16 protein-coding genes and 4 tRNA genes are annotated in these 18523 nt (G+C 32.8%); 18 read left to right on the top strand and 2 right to left on the bottom strand.

Going from position 1 to position 18523, the window contains the following annotated elements; translation table 11 throughout:
- Nucleotides 1-16 precede the first annotated feature (16 nt).
- The 7 genes from F9B76_RS07140 to tehA all read left to right on the top strand — a co-directional run bounded on the left by F9B76_RS07140 (nt 17) and on the right by tehA (nt 6962).
- Nucleotides 17-550, top strand: a complete 534-nt coding sequence (locus F9B76_RS07140) for a tetratricopeptide repeat protein (protein ID WP_159991491.1) — start codon at nt 17-19, stop codon at nt 548-550.
- Nucleotides 551-624: 74 nt separating this feature from the next.
- Entirely contained in the window at nt 625-1203 is a 579-nt protein-coding gene (locus tag F9B76_RS07135) for a uracil-DNA glycosylase family protein (RefSeq protein WP_159991490.1), read from the top strand.
- Nucleotides 1204-1573: 370 nt separating this feature from the next.
- Nucleotides 1574-2248 carry a putative quinol monooxygenase gene (locus F9B76_RS07130; RefSeq protein WP_201289294.1) on the top strand — a complete coding sequence of 225 codons (675 nt, stop codon included), beginning with the start codon at nt 1574-1576 and terminating at the stop codon, nt 2246-2248.
- A gap of 138 nt (nt 2249-2386) precedes the next feature.
- Entirely contained in the window at nt 2387-3169 is a 783-nt protein-coding gene (locus tag F9B76_RS07125; protein WP_159991488.1) for a glucose-1-dehydrogenase, read from the top strand.
- 73 nt (nt 3170-3242) lie between these two features.
- The gene (locus F9B76_RS07120) at nt 3243-4115 is read left to right on the top strand and encodes a GRP family sugar transporter (RefSeq protein WP_159991487.1); all 873 of its coding nucleotides are present in this window, start codon (nt 3243-3245) and stop codon (nt 4113-4115) included.
- A 173-nt stretch (nt 4116-4288) separates the two neighbouring features.
- Nucleotides 4289-5551: a tetratricopeptide repeat protein gene (locus tag F9B76_RS07115; protein WP_159991486.1), complete on the top strand. Its 1263-nt coding sequence runs from the start codon at nt 4289-4291 to the stop codon at nt 5549-5551.
- Between the two features lie 463 nt (nt 5552-6014).
- The gene (gene tehA, locus F9B76_RS07110; protein ID WP_159991485.1) at nt 6015-6962 is read left to right on the top strand and encodes a dicarboxylate transporter/tellurite-resistance protein TehA; all 948 of its coding nucleotides are present in this window, start codon (nt 6015-6017) and stop codon (nt 6960-6962) included.
- A 423-nt stretch (nt 6963-7385) separates the two neighbouring features.
- On the opposite strand, the gene F9B76_RS07105 is transcribed toward tehA, so the two are convergent.
- Both F9B76_RS07105 and F9B76_RS07100 read right to left on the bottom strand, forming a co-directional pair.
- A complete protein-coding gene (locus F9B76_RS07105; RefSeq protein WP_159991484.1) occupies nt 7386-8384 on the bottom strand; it encodes a hypothetical protein in 999 nt (332 codons plus the stop codon).
- A 119-nt stretch (nt 8385-8503) separates the two neighbouring features.
- Entirely contained in the window at nt 8504-8932 is a 429-nt protein-coding gene (locus F9B76_RS07100) for an HIT family protein (RefSeq protein WP_159991483.1), read from the bottom strand.
- 2328 nt (nt 8933-11260) lie between these two features.
- Between F9B76_RS07100 and mnmG the strand changes: the two genes are divergently transcribed.
- From mnmG to nusG, 11 genes are all read left to right on the top strand, one after another.
- Nucleotides 11261-13147: a tRNA uridine-5-carboxymethylaminomethyl(34) synthesis enzyme MnmG gene (gene mnmG, locus F9B76_RS07095; protein WP_159991482.1), complete on the top strand. Its 1887-nt coding sequence runs from the start codon at nt 11261-11263 to the stop codon at nt 13145-13147.
- Nucleotides 13148-13158: 11 nt separating this feature from the next.
- The gene (gene rsmG / locus F9B76_RS07090) at nt 13159-13818 is read left to right on the top strand and encodes a 16S rRNA (guanine(527)-N(7))-methyltransferase RsmG (protein ID WP_159991481.1); all 660 of its coding nucleotides are present in this window, start codon (nt 13159-13161) and stop codon (nt 13816-13818) included.
- A 1-nt stretch (nt 13819) separates the two neighbouring features.
- On the top strand, nt 13820-14599 hold the full coding sequence (locus tag F9B76_RS07085) for a ParA family protein (RefSeq protein ID WP_159991480.1): 780 nt from the start codon (nt 13820-13822) through the stop codon (nt 14597-14599).
- Nucleotides 14599-15549, top strand: coding sequence for a ParB/RepB/Spo0J family partition protein (locus F9B76_RS07080; RefSeq protein ID WP_159991479.1), 951 nt, complete (start codon nt 14599-14601; stop codon nt 15547-15549). The genes F9B76_RS07085 and F9B76_RS07080 overlap by 1 nt, the downstream gene beginning before the upstream one ends.
- A gap of 239 nt (nt 15550-15788) precedes the next feature.
- Nucleotides 15789-15874, top strand: a tRNA-Tyr gene (locus F9B76_RS07075).
- An 83-nt stretch (nt 15875-15957) separates the two neighbouring features.
- Nucleotides 15958-16031 (top strand) — tRNA-Gly (locus F9B76_RS07070).
- A gap of 5 nt (nt 16032-16036) precedes the next feature.
- Nucleotides 16037-16111: transfer RNA gene (locus tag F9B76_RS07065), tRNA-Thr, on the top strand.
- Between the two features lie 52 nt (nt 16112-16163).
- Nucleotides 16164-17354, top strand: coding sequence for an elongation factor Tu (gene tuf / locus F9B76_RS07060; protein ID WP_159991453.1), 1191 nt, complete (start codon nt 16164-16166; stop codon nt 17352-17354).
- A gap of 74 nt (nt 17355-17428) precedes the next feature.
- Nucleotides 17429-17504, top strand: a tRNA-Trp gene (locus F9B76_RS07055).
- A gap of 27 nt (nt 17505-17531) precedes the next feature.
- Nucleotides 17532-17915: a preprotein translocase subunit SecE gene (gene secE / locus F9B76_RS07050; RefSeq protein ID WP_159991478.1), complete on the top strand. Its 384-nt coding sequence runs from the start codon at nt 17532-17534 to the stop codon at nt 17913-17915.
- 10 nt (nt 17916-17925) lie between these two features.
- Entirely contained in the window at nt 17926-18465 is a 540-nt protein-coding gene (gene nusG / locus F9B76_RS07045) for a transcription termination/antitermination protein NusG (RefSeq protein WP_159991477.1), read from the top strand.
- Nucleotides 18466-18523 lie beyond the last annotated feature (58 nt).

The following is an 18523-nucleotide window of genomic DNA, read 5'->3' as shown; positions in this document are numbered from 1 at the left end:
AATAAGGAGGAAAACAATGCCTGACCAATTATCACCAACTACTCGTACAGCACTTTCTGCACAAGACGAAAAAGGTTGCTCACCACTTAGTATTGATGAAGCAATACACTATATGGCACAAGAAAACTATGATAAAGCCTTTCCTCTTTTTTTATTATTAGCGAAACAAGGTCATACAGAAGCACAATATTATGTTGCTTGGATGTATGAAAAGGGAAAGGGGATTTCTCAAGAAGATACAGAAGCAATAAGATGGTATAGCATTGCCGCAGAACAAAGTTATGCCCCTGCACAATTTAATCTGGCTGTTATGTATCAAACAGGTCGAGGGGTAGCACGAGATTATACAGAAGCCTTTAGATGGTTTAAAATCGCTGCTGAACAAGGTTATGCAAAAGCTCAATTCAGTCTAGCATGGTTATATGAAAAAGGGCGAGGTGTTGTACAAGATGATGCATTAGCGATTAAATGGTTTCAAGCAGCAGCCGAGCAAGGGTATGAGCCAGCACAATATAGTTTGACTCTCTTAACAAAAAAGGATAAAGCATAATCTATATTCATTATCCCTTACCTTAAAAAGTATTGATAAACTCCCCTAGTTTTACTTATTATAAGGAAATAATCATGCCTAATATTCTACAAATTACTCAAGCCATTATGGCAGACCCTCAAAATCAATACTATACAGAAAGGGGAATTGAACCATTATTTGCTGCACCAACTACGGCACGTATCAATATCGTAGGACAAGCTCCAGGTTTAAAAGCAGAGCAATCACGCCTTTATTGGAATGATAAAAGTGGTGATCGCCTACGCCAATGGTTAGGTGTAGATCGTGAAACTTTCTACCACTCTGGTCTATTCGCTGTTATTCCAATGGATTTTTATTATCCCGGCAAAAGCAAATCAGGCGATTTACCTCCTCGTAAAGGGTTTGCTGAAAAATGGCATCCCCTTATTTTAGAAAACTTACCCAATCTACAGCTTACTATTTTGATTGGGCAATATGCACAACAGTATTATTTGCCTCATCATTCACTCAGTGTCACAGAAACTGTTGCACATTATCAAGACTATCTCCCTCATTTTTTACCACTTGTACACCCTTCTCCTCGTAATCAGATTTGGCTATCTAAAAACCCTTGGTTTGAACAAATGGTTATCCCTGCATTACAAGCACAAATAAAAACTATTCTTTCTTAGATTATTTTAAAACCTAAATAAGGTATCAAGAAAAAGGGAACTTAAAGTTTTAAATCATTATTATTTTAAATATAAATTAATTTAATAAAAATTATCCTATCCCTTTTTATCAAATTTTGTTACGCTTATACAAGTATTAGTAAGCAGTAGAAAAGTTATATAAAAAAACTTGCTTTTTTATAGTTGAGGGAAGAAAATTATCCATTAGTTATTACTTATCAATAACTAATTATTTACACAATATTTTCATTAACTTAAAAAGTAAATTATCATTAGTTAATCCTTTCTACATCATAGAACCTAAACCATTTCAGTAGGATTGTTTATGTTTAATGTATCAAAATTTTTTAGTATCCTTTTAGGACTATCTATGTCATTTCATCTACAAGCTGCCCCCATTTTTAATCTTTTTGAATTAGGTATTCAACAAGGAAAAATATCTTTGTATGATCAAGTAGGGGAACAAAATATCCAAACCTCTATTGATAATGAGCAAGGTACATTAGCAATGTATTCACTCAAAAATAAAGAGAATTCGCATTTAGCCTATATGGTAGAAATTTATGCAGATGAAACAGCCTACCAGACTCACCTTAAATCTCCTCAATATCAAGCCTTTTTAAAAGCTTCTCCAGATATTCTGACAGAGCATAAAAAACGTATTGCCCTAACACCTCGTTTTCTGGGTGATAAGAAAGTAACACAAACAGCCACTACACGTACTAATCTTGTTTTTGTTGATGTTAAGCCTGAATTTAATCAACGTTTTAGTGAGATCGTAACAGCAGAAATGGCTGAATCACTAAAGGCTGAAAAGGGGGTAATTGCCATGTATGCAGCCACCTTAAAAGAAGAACCTCATAAATGGTTATTCTTTGAAATTTATGCAGATGATACAGCTTATGAGTATCATCGTACAACACCGCATTTTCAAGCATACCTAGCACAAACAACAGAAATGCTACAAGATAAACGTTACACAGAAATTCATCCTACTTTACTAGGCAATAAAGGAGGATTAGATTATTTATCACCTATACATTAGTGATACAGAAAGATACAAAAAAAGTATTGAAAAAAATATGACAAACACTATTTAGGGTAAACCCTTAGTATTTATTTGATAGTTATTTTATATTTGTAATAAATAACTTCTTTTTTAAATTAACTAGGAGAAAATAATATGTATCCTGATCTCAATGGTAAAACAGCTATTATTACTGGTTCATCTAAAGGTATTGGTGCTTCAATTGCTCTACGTTTTGCACAGGAAGGCATTAATATTGTTTTAAATTATAATTCTGATAAACAAGGTGCAGATGATATTGTTGCACAAATTACAGCAAAAGGTGGCAGGGCTATTGCTGTGCAAGGCGATGTCTCTAAAGAAGGTGTTGCTGATACCTTAATCAAAGCTGCTTTAGATAACTTTGGTCGTTTAGATATTTTTGTTAATAATGCAGGTATGGAACATCCTGCTCATACGCATGAGATGACCCTTGAAAATTGGCAAAAAGTTATTGATGTCAATTTAACAGGTGTGTTTTTAGGTGCACGAGCAGCATTACAATACTTTGTTGATAATAATATTAAAGGCAATATTATCAATATGTCTTCTGTTCATGAGCAAATTCCTTGGCCTCGCTTTGCTCACTATGCTGCCAGTAAAGGTGGTGTAAAACTATTTAATGAAACTATTGCAATGGAATATGCTCGCCAAGGTATTCGGGTTAATGCTATTGGCCCCGGTGCTATTAATACACCTATTAATAAAGAAAAAATGAATGATCCTGAACAAAAAGCTGCACTTGAAGCCATTATTCCTATGGGTTATGCAGGAGAGCCAGAAGTCGTTGCAAATGCCGCTGCTTGGTTAGCAAGTGATGAATCTTCCTATGTTACAGGGATTACTCTTTTTGTTGATGGTGGTATGACACTTTATCCTGCTTTTATGAATAACGGCTAATTCAATTATTAAATACTTTAATAAAAGGTCATCAAAAGATGGCCTTTTCTCTTAACATTTAAGAAGAATTGTTATGAATATTTTAATCGGCTTATTACCTGCTTTCTTTTGGGGAATTTTACCCCTTTGTGTTGCCCGTATTGGCGGTAAACCTGCTCAGCAAATTTTAGGTACAACGTTCGGAATTCTTGCCGTTGCTATTATAAGCAGTATTTTTTTTCTACCCATTCATTTTGATGCTTGGGCATATTTAATGTGCTTTCTATCAGGTGCTAGCTGGGCATTTGGACAAATGAATCAATACCGTGCCTTTACACAAATTGGTGTCTCTAAAACAATGCCTATTTCTACTGGTTTACAGCTTGTTGGAACAGCATTAATGGGTGTACTTATCTTTGGAGATTGGGCAAGTAGTACACAAAAAATTATTGGTTTTATCGCATTAACCTTAATTACTATTGGAATTTGGCTAACAACCAAACAAGAAAACCCTACGCAAGAAAATGCAGGAAATTTAAAAGCAGGGTTAATTACCTTACTTATTTCTACAATAGGCTATATTGGGTATTCTTTTTTCCCTAATTTTGCGACAAACCTTAGTGGGCAAGAAAAATTTTTACCACAAGCTATTGGTATGGCAACAGCTGCTATTTTATTAACTCGCCGTGGTGAACATCAAAACCGTATTTTTGACGGTAAAATAGCACAAAACCTTATTGGTGGTTTAGTTTTTTCTGGTGCAGCACTCACATATCTAATCTCTATTGAACCCAGTCGTAACGGTGTAGCAACAGGCTTCACGCTCTCTCAAATGAATGTTGTTATTGCTACACTCGGTAGTATTTATTTGCTTGGTGAAAAGAAAACATCGCTTGAAATGCGGTTTATCACTATTGGTTTAATTTTAGTTGTTAGTGGTGGTATTATGATTGGATTAAATCACTAAAATAATAGCTAAACTAGATATATTAAAATTAAATCGTAGATTACTAGAAAGCATAATTAACAAAGTATAAATAGGATAGTAAAGAATATTTATACTTTGTTTTTATATAATCTATGTTTAAAATAGCACTATCTTTATTCAAGTCACTAAAATATATCTAAGCACTTCTTAATATGCCAGAATATACTATTGAACAAGTTATTAATATTTTTATAAAAAACTACGGTTATCATGTACGGCTAAATGAGTTTGCAGAAGCAGAGCAACAAGTACAAAACTTATTAAAAATTCAGCCAAATGAACCTAGCCATTTTTATCGTTTAGCCTATATTTATTTAAAATGGAATAAACCACAACAGGGTGTAGAATGGGCATTAAAAGCATTAGAAAAAGATGCCTCTGATATTCCTACATGGGATATTTTGGCGCATTTATATGGTGATTTACACGATGATGCAAAAGCCGCTTATTATGGACGGTATGCACTTGATTTACGCGAACAACACTTGCATGGTGAGCATCCTAAAAAACCTGAATTACCCCAAATAATCTCAAAAGAGGGCAAAAATATCATTGCCTTTTCTCTCTATGGTACTGCCGCTCGTTATCTTGAACCTGCTGTTATTAATGCACAAATCGTAAACCATATTTACCCTGGATGGATTTGTCGTTTTTATCTTGATCATAGTGTACCCCATCATGCTATTAAACGTTTAAAAGCGAATGGTGCAGAATTAGTTTATATTGAAGAAATAGATGAGGCACTTCAACACTGGCCGGGAACAATGTGGCGTTTTCTTGCTATTGATGACCCTTCTGTTGCTCGTGTTATTTTTCGTGATGCAGACTCTGTTATTGGCTATCGTGAAGCTGCCGCTGTACAAGAATGGATAAAAAGTGGAAAACTCTTTCATCATATGCGTGATACAGGCTCTCATACTGATCTCATTCTAGCGGGGATGTGGGGAGCAATAGGAGGAGCTATACCGCATATACAAGAAAAAATAAATACTTTCCTTGCCCAAGGTTATAAAATTAAACACTTTGCTGATCAGGAATTCCTTGGTAAATATGTATGGCCTTATATGCATCAAAGTCTATATGCACATGATCGTTTATTTGGCTTTGCAAGTGGTCGCCCATTCCCACCATTACCTTTTAATCCTAAACAAAAAATTGGTAGCTATGAATCCTCATCAAAACTTCATGTCGCCACAAATTATCCTGATGGTACAAAGGTACGCTGGACATTATTCAGTCAGCTTGAACCTCTAATACAAGTTGATTTTAGTCCTATTTTTTCTTCTAAAGAATGGCAAGTTTGTTCCTATGAAGCCATCATAAAAAATGGAGCATTTTCTGATTTTATTCCCAAACGTTTTGGCAGCGAGGATTATCGGCAATGGATACGTATTGAAATAGAAAAAATAGAGTGAATAATTAAGTAAAATATCTTTTTATTTTAAGTATAAAGTAATAATAAAATTCTTTAACTAAATTACCTACAAAAAATTAGAGGGTAAAAATACTAGGGGGTGTAATAGATTAACCCTAAATTCATTACCTCTTTAGTTTTATAACAAAAGAGAGCATGGTTAAATTAGGGAAGTATCAGTATATCTACTACTGATTGGATAGTCAGTTCTAATATACAAAAATTCAAGTTATTTTCTCTATGTAGATTCTTTCGTTTACAATCATTTATCTTTATTTTTAACAGCTAATATAACAATTAATCTACTACAGTCCCTAATATTATTCTTATTTAAAAATTGACTATATTTAATCCTATTATAGTAATAAAAGACTAGATATTAAGCAAAATTAAAGTTTCAATTTCAAGTACTTGACACGTTCGTTATACTAATATTTTGGGACTTTTATGTAGTAGGAATTTTTATGAATAATAAACCATTTCCTTTACCAACAAGCTATTTTGGTATTCCACTAGGTTTATCTGCATTATCTTTAACATGGGCTCATGTTGATGAGTTATTCGCTTATTCTCATCTTATTAGTAATATTCTTGGTAGTATCGCTATACTTATTTGGGTATTATTTATAGCAATGTATATCTATAAAATTTTTGCCTATCGTTCTGAAGTATTGGAAGAATATCATTGCCCTATACGATTCTCATTTATTTCAATGATTCCTATTACTACTATGTTGTCAGGGGCTATTTTATTCCGCTGGATTCCTACTCTAGGTGAAAGCCTTATTTGGATAGGAACAATAGGGCAGTTACTTTTTTCTTCTATTCGCATCAGTGAATTATGGAAAGGAGGTACATTCCAACAAAAATCAACTCGTCCTCCTTTTTATTTACCAGCAGTCGCTGCAAATTTTACTAGCGCAGGTTCCTTAGCCATGCTAGGATATCATGATTTAGGGTATTTATTTCTAGGTGCAGGTTTTTTCGCATGGATTATCTTTGAGCCTGTACTACTACAACACTTACGTATTTCTTCAATAGAAGCACCTTTTCGTCCTACTATGGGGATTATTTTAGCACCGGCTTTTGTAGGAGTATCTGCTTATTTTTCACTGAATGGTGGTGAGGTAGATACTTTTGCTAAGTTTTTATGGGGTTATGGGTTTTTACAGCTATTTTTCTTATGGCGTTTACTATACTGGATCAGTGAAAACGGTATTAATATAGGATTTTGGGCTTTTTCATTTGGTCTTGCTTCTTTAGCTAACTCAGCTATTGTTTATTATCGTGCAGGCGTATTACCAGAATTAGCGGTAATATCTTTTAGCTTTGCTAATATTGCTATAGGCTATCTAATATTAATGACCCTTTGGAAACTTATAAAGGGGCAATTTTGGCTAAAAGCAAAATAGATAATTTTATTGAGAATAAAGTATCATATTTAAAATGAAATACCGTGTATTAATAAAGTAAATACACGGTATTTTTATTTGATAGATAAATGCTAAAAATGTTAAGGTGTATCCACAATTTATAAAAGCTCCTATGATAAGCCAAAAATATGCTTGTTAGATTAGCCCATTTATAAAGATTACTATCAAAATTTAAGCTAATACTTGCATTTTTTACTTAATATTTGAAGCTAAAGTAAATTGAGGACATAGCCTAGTAAATTATTAATATTACTAGCATTGTTTTATCATATAATATTTTAAATTTAAAATAAATATTTTATCTAAATTAATTTTATAAACCTTAAATTCAAAAAATAGAAGTACAATATTTTAAATAATAAATTAATGATATACAATATTGCACTTTGAATTTACCAATTATTAAGTAAAAATCTGTACAACTTGTAATGCTGCCAAAATAATACCTAATACAGCAATGTATAAATTACGTTTTTCATTTAATTTATGAGTTTCCTTTTCATATTGGTGAGCCTCTTTTTCATAGCGAAGATCAACGATATGATGTAATTGCGTAATTTTTTTATGCAATTCATTATGACGTTTATCAATTTCTAATAGTTGATTAATACTTTTCCATGCTTGGGATAATCCTCCATTTTTATATTCTACAGGATATTGAAAGAAAAACCTTGCATTAAATCGTGCTATTCTTTCATGAATATAAGCAAGCTGATCATTTTCCATTTTTTGAATAGATTGTTCAGCTACCATAGATAAATGTCCACCAATTTGATCCATCACACTTAAATAAGCATAAGCTAAAGTGAGTAAAATAACATAACGCTGAAAGTGATCAAAGGTATTAAATGTAGTAAGATACGATAAACCTTTTGTATCAATATGCTCTAAATGATTTGTTTCTTTATGATAATCATGGAGAGTAATTGTAGATGTTTTTCGGATAGCGAAAGAAACTTTATCAACTATATCAGGGGTAAATTCTACTGTTTCAATATAAGCTAAACGAGCAATATCATAATCAAATTTATTATTATCTAATTGTTGCTCTTTAAGCATATTTTCTGTTCGTTTTACCCATTCTTCACGGCTAATTGTTATATCAGGTAGCGTATTCCAATCAATACAAAAAACTTGCTTATAGTTATTTGAATTTTCAGTTATATCATTAGCTGAACGTCTTTTAACTTGTGTGACTTTTTCAGTAAAAAACTCTAACCACCAGCAACCAGAAGAGGGATCTACCAAAAAACGACTATTTTTTAATAAATTTTTTTGAAGAAATTGGATTTCTCCTTTATCACTATTTAAGTATTTTCCTATTTTAAGTACTTCACATGTATTAGGGATAAGACTAGTATCTTTAACTCTATAAATTCTAGCAAGTGTATTTTCCATCATAATTCCTTAGGATTAATCCATTGATACTCACCTTATTTATAAAATATCTCTTCAAAAATCTACTTTTATATAAAAATATATTGTCTATCAATGACTTTTTATAAATAAGGTTTTTTTATTTATGATTCGGCTAAAGCATGACGTAGTGCTTCTGCAAGTGCTTTTATTTCTTCTTTATCACCTTCTACTCTTGCGTGTGCTTGAACATTTTGTTGACCTGCATAACGAGGGATCAGGTGGTAATGAACATGAAAAACTGTTTGACCTGCACATTCATGATTAAATTGCGTTAGGATTAGTCCATCCGCTTGAGTTATTTTCATTAAAACAGGCGCAATTTTTTTAGCCGTTGCTATACATGCTTTTGCACCTTCTTCTGAAAGTTCAAAAAAGGTAGGGGCAGGTTCTTTAGTAAGAATTAAAAGATGTCCTTTAGACTGAGGCATAATATCCATCATAGCATAGGTTTTATCATCTTCATAAACATTAAAAGAAGGTAATTCACCTCTTAAAATTTTGGCAAATACATTGTTATTATCGTATTGCATACAATCTCCTAAAACAATTAATTAAATAAATATATAGTATCAAAATAACTTAAAGATATTTTATATTGTATGTTATTTCTTTTGAAACTAATTGATTTAAGGAACTTATTGGTATTAAAGCTATTTTTATATATAAATAAGAAGAATAATAAGGCACTGTGGATAACTAGAATAAATAGGTTTTTATCTTTTATTTCATTATCTTAGGTTTTATAGAAAGGCTTAATAAATAGGCATAAAATTATTGAATGAAAATAGGATAAAAGAACTATATTTAGTTTAAAAAAGATTATTCAAAAGAAATAGTATCCTTATACCCATACTTTTAAAAAATATACTTTACTAATGATATTTTAATGATTAATTCAAAATAAGAAGTACTATGTTTTAAAGGATAAGTTAATGAGAAATGTCTATAGTATTGTACTTTATTTTTAAAAACTACCTAATTAAATAAGATAAGTAAAGTTATCCATTATTTTATGTGTATTTTACTTTTATAAAAGAGGGAAAAATAATATATTTTTAATTATTATCTTAGATATCCTATTTAATACACATATTTTATCTAAGTTATTCTTCTATATAAAATATATTAACTTATTGAAAATAAAGTTATTTAATATATTATTCTAGTTATCCACAGTGCCTTATTATTCTTCTTATTTATATATATTAATAGCCTTAATATAGAAAGATTTTAACTAATGCAAAAAAGATAAAGAAGGATATGTTTATAAATTAGTAAAGCATCATTATAAATAGTATTTAGGATTGGATTAACTATGAAATAGGGTTTATCAAATGAGTAAATATAACTGTCTTATTTGAGGAATACGATAAAAATAAATAATAAGCTTGTTTTAAATATAGTCAGATATAGCTTAATCAGCATATAGTAAGATTTATCTATTTTTTATATTATTATGTGCAAAGTTAAAATTATTACTTATAGTATATGATTACTTTTTAATTATCTATTATGTAGTAAAGTTATAATACGATAGAATTATATTATCTGCTAATTATTTATATCTATTTTGAAATTAATACTATATAACCCATCAAGTTGATCTTACTAATATTTTAGTAATTATTTATACTTATCCACAGATAAATTAACACCTTAGATGATTAGGTAAAAGAAGAAATAAAGCTTGTTTAATCATTTATATAAGAAAATATATTTATAAAAATTACCTAGTACCAATTAGTAAACAGCATTTGTATAGAGAGTAGTTTATAAATCAATAATTATTAATTTTAATTGCCAATGTATTTAAGTATATAAAATAATAATTAGGTTATAAACATAATATACAAGTTTATTTCAAAAGATATTAACAAAGTTATCCACAACTATTTTAGTACAATTGTTCCACGTGGAACATCATTCTATATATTTAGTTTAAGCTATACCTTAACTTTAAAATAGATGTGTAATATTTTAAAAAATAAATTAATGAAGTAAGATATTTAGTATGCCTTTATCCTTAAATCTACTAGTGTTTAAAAATAGATCTATAAAATATAAATTTAGACTATATTTTAATATTTAAAATGCTATACATCATTTATATAAAAGGCTTTGTTTTGATTAAACCTATTATTTTTAATTAACTTAATTCTAAAATAGATAGTATTTTTATGCTTATGTTAGTTTTGATAATAGAATTCTTATTTGTATTAATAAAATATAAAAATGTTCCACGTGGAACATTTTATTAAATAGAGTTAGAATAATAACTTAAATATTAATAATAATAGAAATACAATAGATTAATTGCTATATTAATTTATAAAATAATTTATGGTTTTGGTAGATTAACTCTAAATTATTATTCTCTAATCTTATGATAACAAGATGTATAGCTAAATTAGGGAAATATCAGTGTATTTATGGATACTTTTTTAGTATAAAAAACAATTATCTACTTTGTTGTATATTTATTTGCAATTAATTATCTCTTAAATTTAAGATAGAACATAATATTTGAAAACAGAGTTAATGAGGGGAGATATGCTGTGTTGCACTTTGCTTTTAATCTACTTTTTATTTATAAATTAATATAATGACTAATTTAATATAGCTCTTTTGTTGATATAGTAATGTTCCACGTGGAACATGGTTTTACTAAAATAACTATTGCTTTATTTATATATTCTATTAGTAATAATATATAAATATGCTTTGAGGTTTTATTTAATGTATTTTATTAAAGAAAATTTAAATAATAAATTCATACCTATTTAAGCAATGTTTTGAAATGTTAAAATAGATCTGTTTTAATTGTTCCACGTGGAATATACTACTATTTTTAATTAAAAATGAATTATCCTAAAGAATTTGATATTATTGTTGTTGGTGGTGGTCATGCTGGTACAGAAGCAGCACTTGCCTCAGCAAGAACGGGTGCTAAAACTTTATTATTAACACATAATATAGAAACCTTAGGTCAGATGTCATGTAATCCTTCTATTGGAGGTATTGGTAAAGGACATTTGGTTAAGGAAATTGATGCTCTAGGTGGGGCAATGGCGTTGGCTGCGGATGAGGGAGGCATTCAATTTAGAGTGCTTAATTCTTCTAAGGGCCCTGCTGTGCGTGCTACTCGTGTGCAAGCCGATCGTTTACTTTATAAACAAGCTATTCGTGGACGATTAGAAAATCAAGAAAATCTTTTTATTTTTCAACAATCTGTTGATGATTTAATTCTTGAAGGTGATAAGGTTGTTGGAGCTGTTACGCAAATAGGTATTAAGTTTAGATCAAGAGCAGTTGTATTAACAGCAGGTACTTTTTTAAATGGACTTATCCATATTGGTCTAAATAATTATTCTGCAGGTAGGGCAGGCGATCCCCCCTCTATTAGCCTTGCTCATCGATTAAAGGAAATGAATCTTCCTCAGGGCAGATTAAAAACAGGAACGCCTCCAAGAATTGATGCCAGAACAATAGATTATTCTAAATTAATAGAACAACCGGGTGATACAAATCCTATACCAGTATTTTCTTATATGGGAAATGCAGAAATGCATCCAAGGCAAGTGTCTTGTTGGATTACGCATACTAATGCAAAAACACATGATATTATTTTAAATAGTTTAGATCGCTCACCTTTATATACTGGTATTATTGATGGAGTGGGCCCTCGTTATTGTCCTTCTATTGAAGATAAAATTAAGCGATTTGCCGATAAAGATTCTCATCAAATTTTCTTAGAACCTGAAGGATTATTAACACATGAAATTTATCCTAATGGTGTTTCTACAAGTTTACCTTTTGATGTTCAATTAGAACTTATTCATTCTTTACCTGGTTTAGAAAATGCTCATATTTTAAGACCCGGTTATGCTATTGAGTATGATTATTTTGATCCTAGGGGCTTAAAAGCAAGTCTTGAAACAAAAGTAATAAAAGGTTTATTTTTTGCTGGGCAGATCAATGGAACAACAGGATATGAAGAAGCCGCTGCACAAGGTCTATTAGCAGGCTTAAACGCTTCTCGATATGTTAATGAGCTAGAGGCTTGGACTCCTCGCCGTGATCAAGCTTATTTAGGTGTCCTAGTTGATGATTTAATTACTAGAGGCGTAACTGAACCTTATCGTATGTTTACTTCTCGAGCAGAATATCGTTTGAGTTTAAGGGAAGATAATGCTGATTATCGTTTAACAGAATTAGGTAGGAGTATGGGTTTAGTACCTGATGACCGTTGGGAGGCTTTTTGTCGTAAACGTGATAATATTGAAAAAGAAGTAGTACGTTTAAAAAGTATTCGTGTTAGTCCGCGTACTTATCAAGAGAATGACGCTGTTGCTTTATTTGGTAAACCATTAGAGAGAGATTATCTTTTATCTGATCTTTTAAAACGCCCTAATGTGAGCTATGATGCTTTACTTAATTTACCATCTGAAAAAAATTATTATCCAGCAGAACAATTAAGTTTGGCAGAAATTGAACAGGTTGAAATTCAATTAAAATATGCAGGCTATATTGCTCGTCAGCAAGAAGAAGTTAATCGTCATATTCATTATGAAAATCAAAAAATTCCTACTTCTTTAGACTATGATGCAATGACTAATTTATCTTTTGAGGTGCGTCAAAAATTAAAAGAGCATATGCCTGAAACAATTGGGCAAGCAAGTCGAATTTCAGGGGTAACACCAGCGGCAATTTCATTATTGTTAATTCAAATTAAACGAATGCAATAAAGGGATTTATAATGGATACTATAATTCAACAACGCTTGGATGAAGGTGCTAAGTCTTTAGGTCTTGTATTAAGTCAGGAAGAGAAACAGCGTTTATTTAGTTATATGAATTTATTAAAACGCTGGAATAAAACGTATAATTTAACAGCATTAAAAACAGATGAACAAATACTTGTTCATCATCTGTTAGATAGCCTTTCGGTTGTTTTGCCGTTAAGAAAATCTTTTTCTAATAGAGAATCTGTTCGTGTTTTAGATGTGGGGTCAGGCGGGGGATTACCCGGTGTTGTACTTGCTATTATGAATCCTACATGGCAGGTAGAATGTATTGATGCTGTTGAGAAAAAAACAAGTTTTATTTTGCAGGTAGCAGGAATATTAGGACTTAAAAATTTAAAATCCAAACATATCCGAATAGAGAATTATAGTGTAGAGCCTGTTGATTTGGTTATTTCTCGTGCCTTTGCTTCGTTGGCAGATTTTGCTAATTTAGCAGGTAAACATGTTGCTCATACAGGTTCTTTAGTAGCTATGAAAGGGCATTATTTAGAGGAAGAAATTGAAGAGCTACATGCTAAATCTTTATGGGAAGTAGCTAGTTATCTCCCGATAGAGGTTCCTCAATTAGAGGCAGAACGTTGTTTAATTTATTTAAAGCAAAAAGGAATTTAAAGTGGCTAAAATTTTTTGTGTTGCAAATCAAAAAGGTGGTGTTGGTAAAACAACAACAGCTATTAATCTAGCAGCAAGTTTAGTCGTACACAAAAAAAGAGTTTTATTGATTGATATTGATCCTCAAGGTAATGCAACCATGGGTAGTGGTATTGATAAAAATGCTGTTGAATTGACAAGTTATCAAGTACTTATTAATCAATCTACTATAGAAGATGTACGTATTCGCTCAGAAATAGGTGGGTATGATGTTTTACCTGCTAATAGGGAATTATCTGGGGCTGATTTAGATCTGGCTCAGTTAGAAGATAGGGAACATCAACTTAAAAAAGCATTAGAAGTTGTTGATGATCAATATGATTTTATTCTAATTGATTGTCCTCCAACATTGTCCTTATTAACATTAAATGGGTTAAGTGCTGCACATGGTGTTATTATTCCAATGCAGTGTGAATACTTTGCTTTAGAAGGTTTAGCTGATTTAGTAAATACAATTAAACGAGTTCATAAAAATCTTAACGCTAATCTTACACAGATTGGTATACTAAGAGTAATGTTTGATGCTCGTATTACTTTACAGCAACAAGTTTCTGATCAATTAGTAGAGCATTTTAAGGATAATGTTTATAAAACGATTATCCCACGTAATGTAAGGTTAGCTGAAGCACCTAGCCATGGAATTCCTGGTATTAATTATGACCAGAGTTCTCGAGGTGCTAAGGCTTATGCACAGTTTGGTGCTGAGTTAATTAAACGTGTTAAAAAATTGGATAAAGCATAATGGCAACAAAAGTAAGTAAGGTAAGTAGTAAGACAGTAGCAAAGAAAACAATAGCACCTAAAAAAACACAAAAGGGTCTTGGAAAAGGACTAAATAGTTTATTAGGTGATGATAAAGATGTTTTTGATGCATTGCAGAAGAAAACGACTGAGGGTGTGAGTATGTTAACGCTTTCTTCTTTAAAAGCAGGAAAGTATCAGCCTCGCTCACATATGGATGAAAGTGCATTGCTTGAATTAGCAGACTCTATTAAAACACAAGGACTGATGCAACCTATTCTTGTCCGTCCATTAAAAGAAGGGTTGTATGAAATTATTGCTGGTGAACGCCGTTTTCGTGCAGCAAAATTAGCAGGTTTAGAAGAAATACCTGTACTTATTAAAGAGGTTAGCGATCAAAATGCCGCTATTATGGCATTGATTGAAAATATGCAAAGAGAGGATTTAAATGCCTTAGAAGAAGCGAAAGGGATTAAGCGTCTTATTAATGAATTTAAATTTAATCATGATGAAGTTGCTCAAGCAATAGGTCGTTCTCGTTCTTTTACAACGAATCTTCTCCGTTTATTAAATTTGGCAGAGCCTGTACAAACGATGTTAAGTGCAGGTGATATTGATATGGGACATGCTAGAGCGCTATTAGCATTAGATAATGCACAACAAATTATTGTTGCTAATCAAGTTCATGCTAAGCAAATGTCTGTGCGAGAAACCGAAAAATTAGTCAATAGTATTCTTTCAGGAGAAAGTGGTAAAAAAACAACAAAAAAAGAAAAAAATCTGGATCGTGATTTAGTACGCTTACAGGATAATTTATCGGATTATTTAGCAACAACGGTTAGTTTTAAGATGGGTAAAAAGGGTAGTGGGCAATTAATTATTGATTTTAATAATACGGAACATGTTAATACTATTCTAGAAAAACTCAAACTTGATGGTGTTTTTGAATAACTAACATATTGTTTTAAAAGAGAAATTATTAAAAGTAATTTATTATAAGAAAATAGTAAAGGGATGATTATATTTTTACAGTCATCCCTTTTTGTTGATATTTCATATCGTCTTTTGGTAAAATACTTGTTTCACAGCGAAATTACGACATTTCGCACATAATATTTCAGTATATTGCAAATTTCTAAGAAAATGTCTTGACAAGCTTAGATAAACCGTTCATAATACGAGATTCTTATGGTAGAGTGCCCGAGTGGCTAAAGGGGGCAGACTGTAAATCTGTTGGCTAGCGCCTACGTTGGTTCGAATCCAACCTCTACCACCACTTTTTATGTGTTCTTTATCGAGCTTACATCGATCAGTCAAAGAGAAGAGTAGAGAATAAATAAAAGGCTGGTTTTGAGTTTTGCGGGCGTAGCACAATGGTAGTGCAACAGCCTTCCAAGCTGATGATGAGGGTTCGATTCCCTTCGCCCGCTCCAGTTTTGCTCATGTGGCTCAGTGGTAGAGCACTCCCTTGGTAAGGGAGAGGTCGCGGGTCCGATTCCCGCCATGAGCACCATGTAATCTATTATTATTAATTTTCCTCAAAGACATATTCAGGAGTCTTGGTCATGGCAAAAGAAAAGTTTGAACGTACCAAACCACACGTAAACGTAGGTACAATTGGTCACGTTGACCACGGTAAAACCACATTAACGGCAGCGATTACTACTGTATTAGCAAAAAAATTCGGTGGTGAAGCGAAAGATTACTCAGCAATTGACGCCGCTCCTGAAGAGCGTGCACGCGGTATTACGATTAATACAGCACACGTTGAGTACGAAACAGCAACACGTCACTATGCACACGTAGACTGCCCAGGACACGCTGACTATGTAAAAAACATGATTACAGGTGCGGCACAAATGGACGGTGCGATTTTAGTATGTTCAGCTGCTGACGGTCCAATGCCACAAACACGTGAGCACATTCTATTATCTCGCCAAGTAGGTGTACCATACATCGTGGTATTCTTAAACAAAGCGGATATGGTGGATGACGAAGAGTTATTAGAGTTAGTAGAAATGGAAGTGCGTGAGTTATTATCTAAATACGACTTCCCAGGTGACGATACACCAATCGTTAAAGGTTCTGCTAAATTAGCACTAGAAGGTGATACAGGCCCATTAGGTGAGCAAGCTATTTTAGCGTTAGCTGAAGCGCTAGACTCATATATCCCAACACCAGAGCGTGCGGTTGATGGTACTTTCCTAATGCCAGTAGAGGACGTGTTCTCTATTTCAGGTCGTGGTACCGTGGTAACAGGGCGTATTGAGCGTGGTATCATTAAAGTAGGCGAAGAGATCGAAATCGTAGGTATCCGTGAAACAGCGAAAACGACTTGCACAGGCGTTGAAATGTTCCGTAAATTACTTGACGAAGGTCAAGCGGGTGATAACGTAGGTTTATTACTACGTGGTACAAAACGTGAAGATGTTGAGCGTGGTCAAGTGTTAGCGAAACCAGGTACGATTAAGCCACACACAAACTTTGCGGCAGAAGTGTATATTCTTTCAAAAGAAGAAGGTGGTCGTCATACGCCATTCTTCCAAGGATATCGTCCACAGTTCTACTTCCGTACGACAGACGTAACAGGTACGATCACATTACCAGCGGATAAAGAGATGGTGTTACCGGGTGATAACGTAGCGATGGACGTAGAGTTAATTGCACCGATTGCGATGGAAGAAGGTTTACGCTTTGCGATTCGTGAAGGTGGCCGTACAGTAGGTGCGGGTGTGGTTTCTAAAATCACTAAATAATTTAAGATTATTGTTGTAAAATATCGGGTAGTCGTGTAGACTACCCAGACTCTTCAAAAAAGAGCGTGTTAAATAGGGGTATAGCTCAATTGGCAGAGCGTCGGTCTCCAAAACCGAAGGTTGTAGGTTCGATTCCTACTGCCCCTGCCATTAAGGCGGTTTTTCCGCATAAAGAATATGTCAAATAATAGTCAAGTTGAAACCGTTTCAGATTCAGGTGAAAAACTGAAAGTCTCTCTAGCAATTGTTTTTATAGTTGCTGGAGTTTTTGCTTATTCATTTTTTACTGATTTTGGTCTGTATGCTCGTTTAGGAATGTTCCTTGGTGGTTTAATTCTTTCTGTTGTTATGCTTGGTATTAGCCAAACAGGCAAGAGAATGCTTGATTTTACCAAAGGTTCATACAATGAGATGAAACGCGTGGTATGGCCTACTCGCAAAGAAACTATCCAAATGACGGGTATTGTCTTTGTGTTTGTGGCAATTATGGCTATTTTCTTGTGGATCGTGGATAAGCTTATTACATGGGCTGTTTATGGTCAAATTCTAGGTTGGAACTAAGGACTTACTTATGAGTATGCGTTGGTATGTAGTGCACGTTTTCTCTGGTATGGAGAAAAAGGTTCATAGTTCTTTATTAGAACGTATCGAACAGCACGGCTTACAAAATTCTTTTGGACGTATTCTTGTACCAACAGAAGAAGTCGTAGAAAGTCGTGGTGGTACACGTGCGGTAAGTGAACGTCGTATTTTTCCTGGCTATGTACTTGTTGAGATGGAATTCTCTGATGAGGCATGGCACCTAGTCAAAAGTACTAATCGTGTAACAGGATTCTTGGGAAGTGGTTCTAATGCAAGACCAACTCCAATTCCTAAACATGAGGTAGAACGCTTATTGTCACAAATTCAGGAAGGTGGTGAGAAGCCACGTCCTAAAATTTTATTTGAAGTGGGTGAATCCTTACGTATTAAAGATGGCCCATTTGCAGATTTTAACGGTGTAGTAGAAGAAGTCAATTACGAGAAGAACAAAGTTCGTGTGAATGTAATGATTTTTGGACGTAGTACACCTGTCGAGTTAGATTTTAGCCAGGTTGAGAAAAACGTATAATTTTTCTATCCTGATTCTTTTAACCCCGGGGAGCTTTTAAGCGAATACCCGTAAGGAG

The sequence above is a fragment of the Pelistega ratti genome, from assembly GCF_009833965.1.
GTDB lineage: Bacteria > Pseudomonadota > Gammaproteobacteria > Burkholderiales > Burkholderiaceae_B > Taylorella > Taylorella ratti.
Note: the sequence above shows the minus strand (reverse complement) of the source record. Positions and strands in the feature narration are given on the sequence as shown.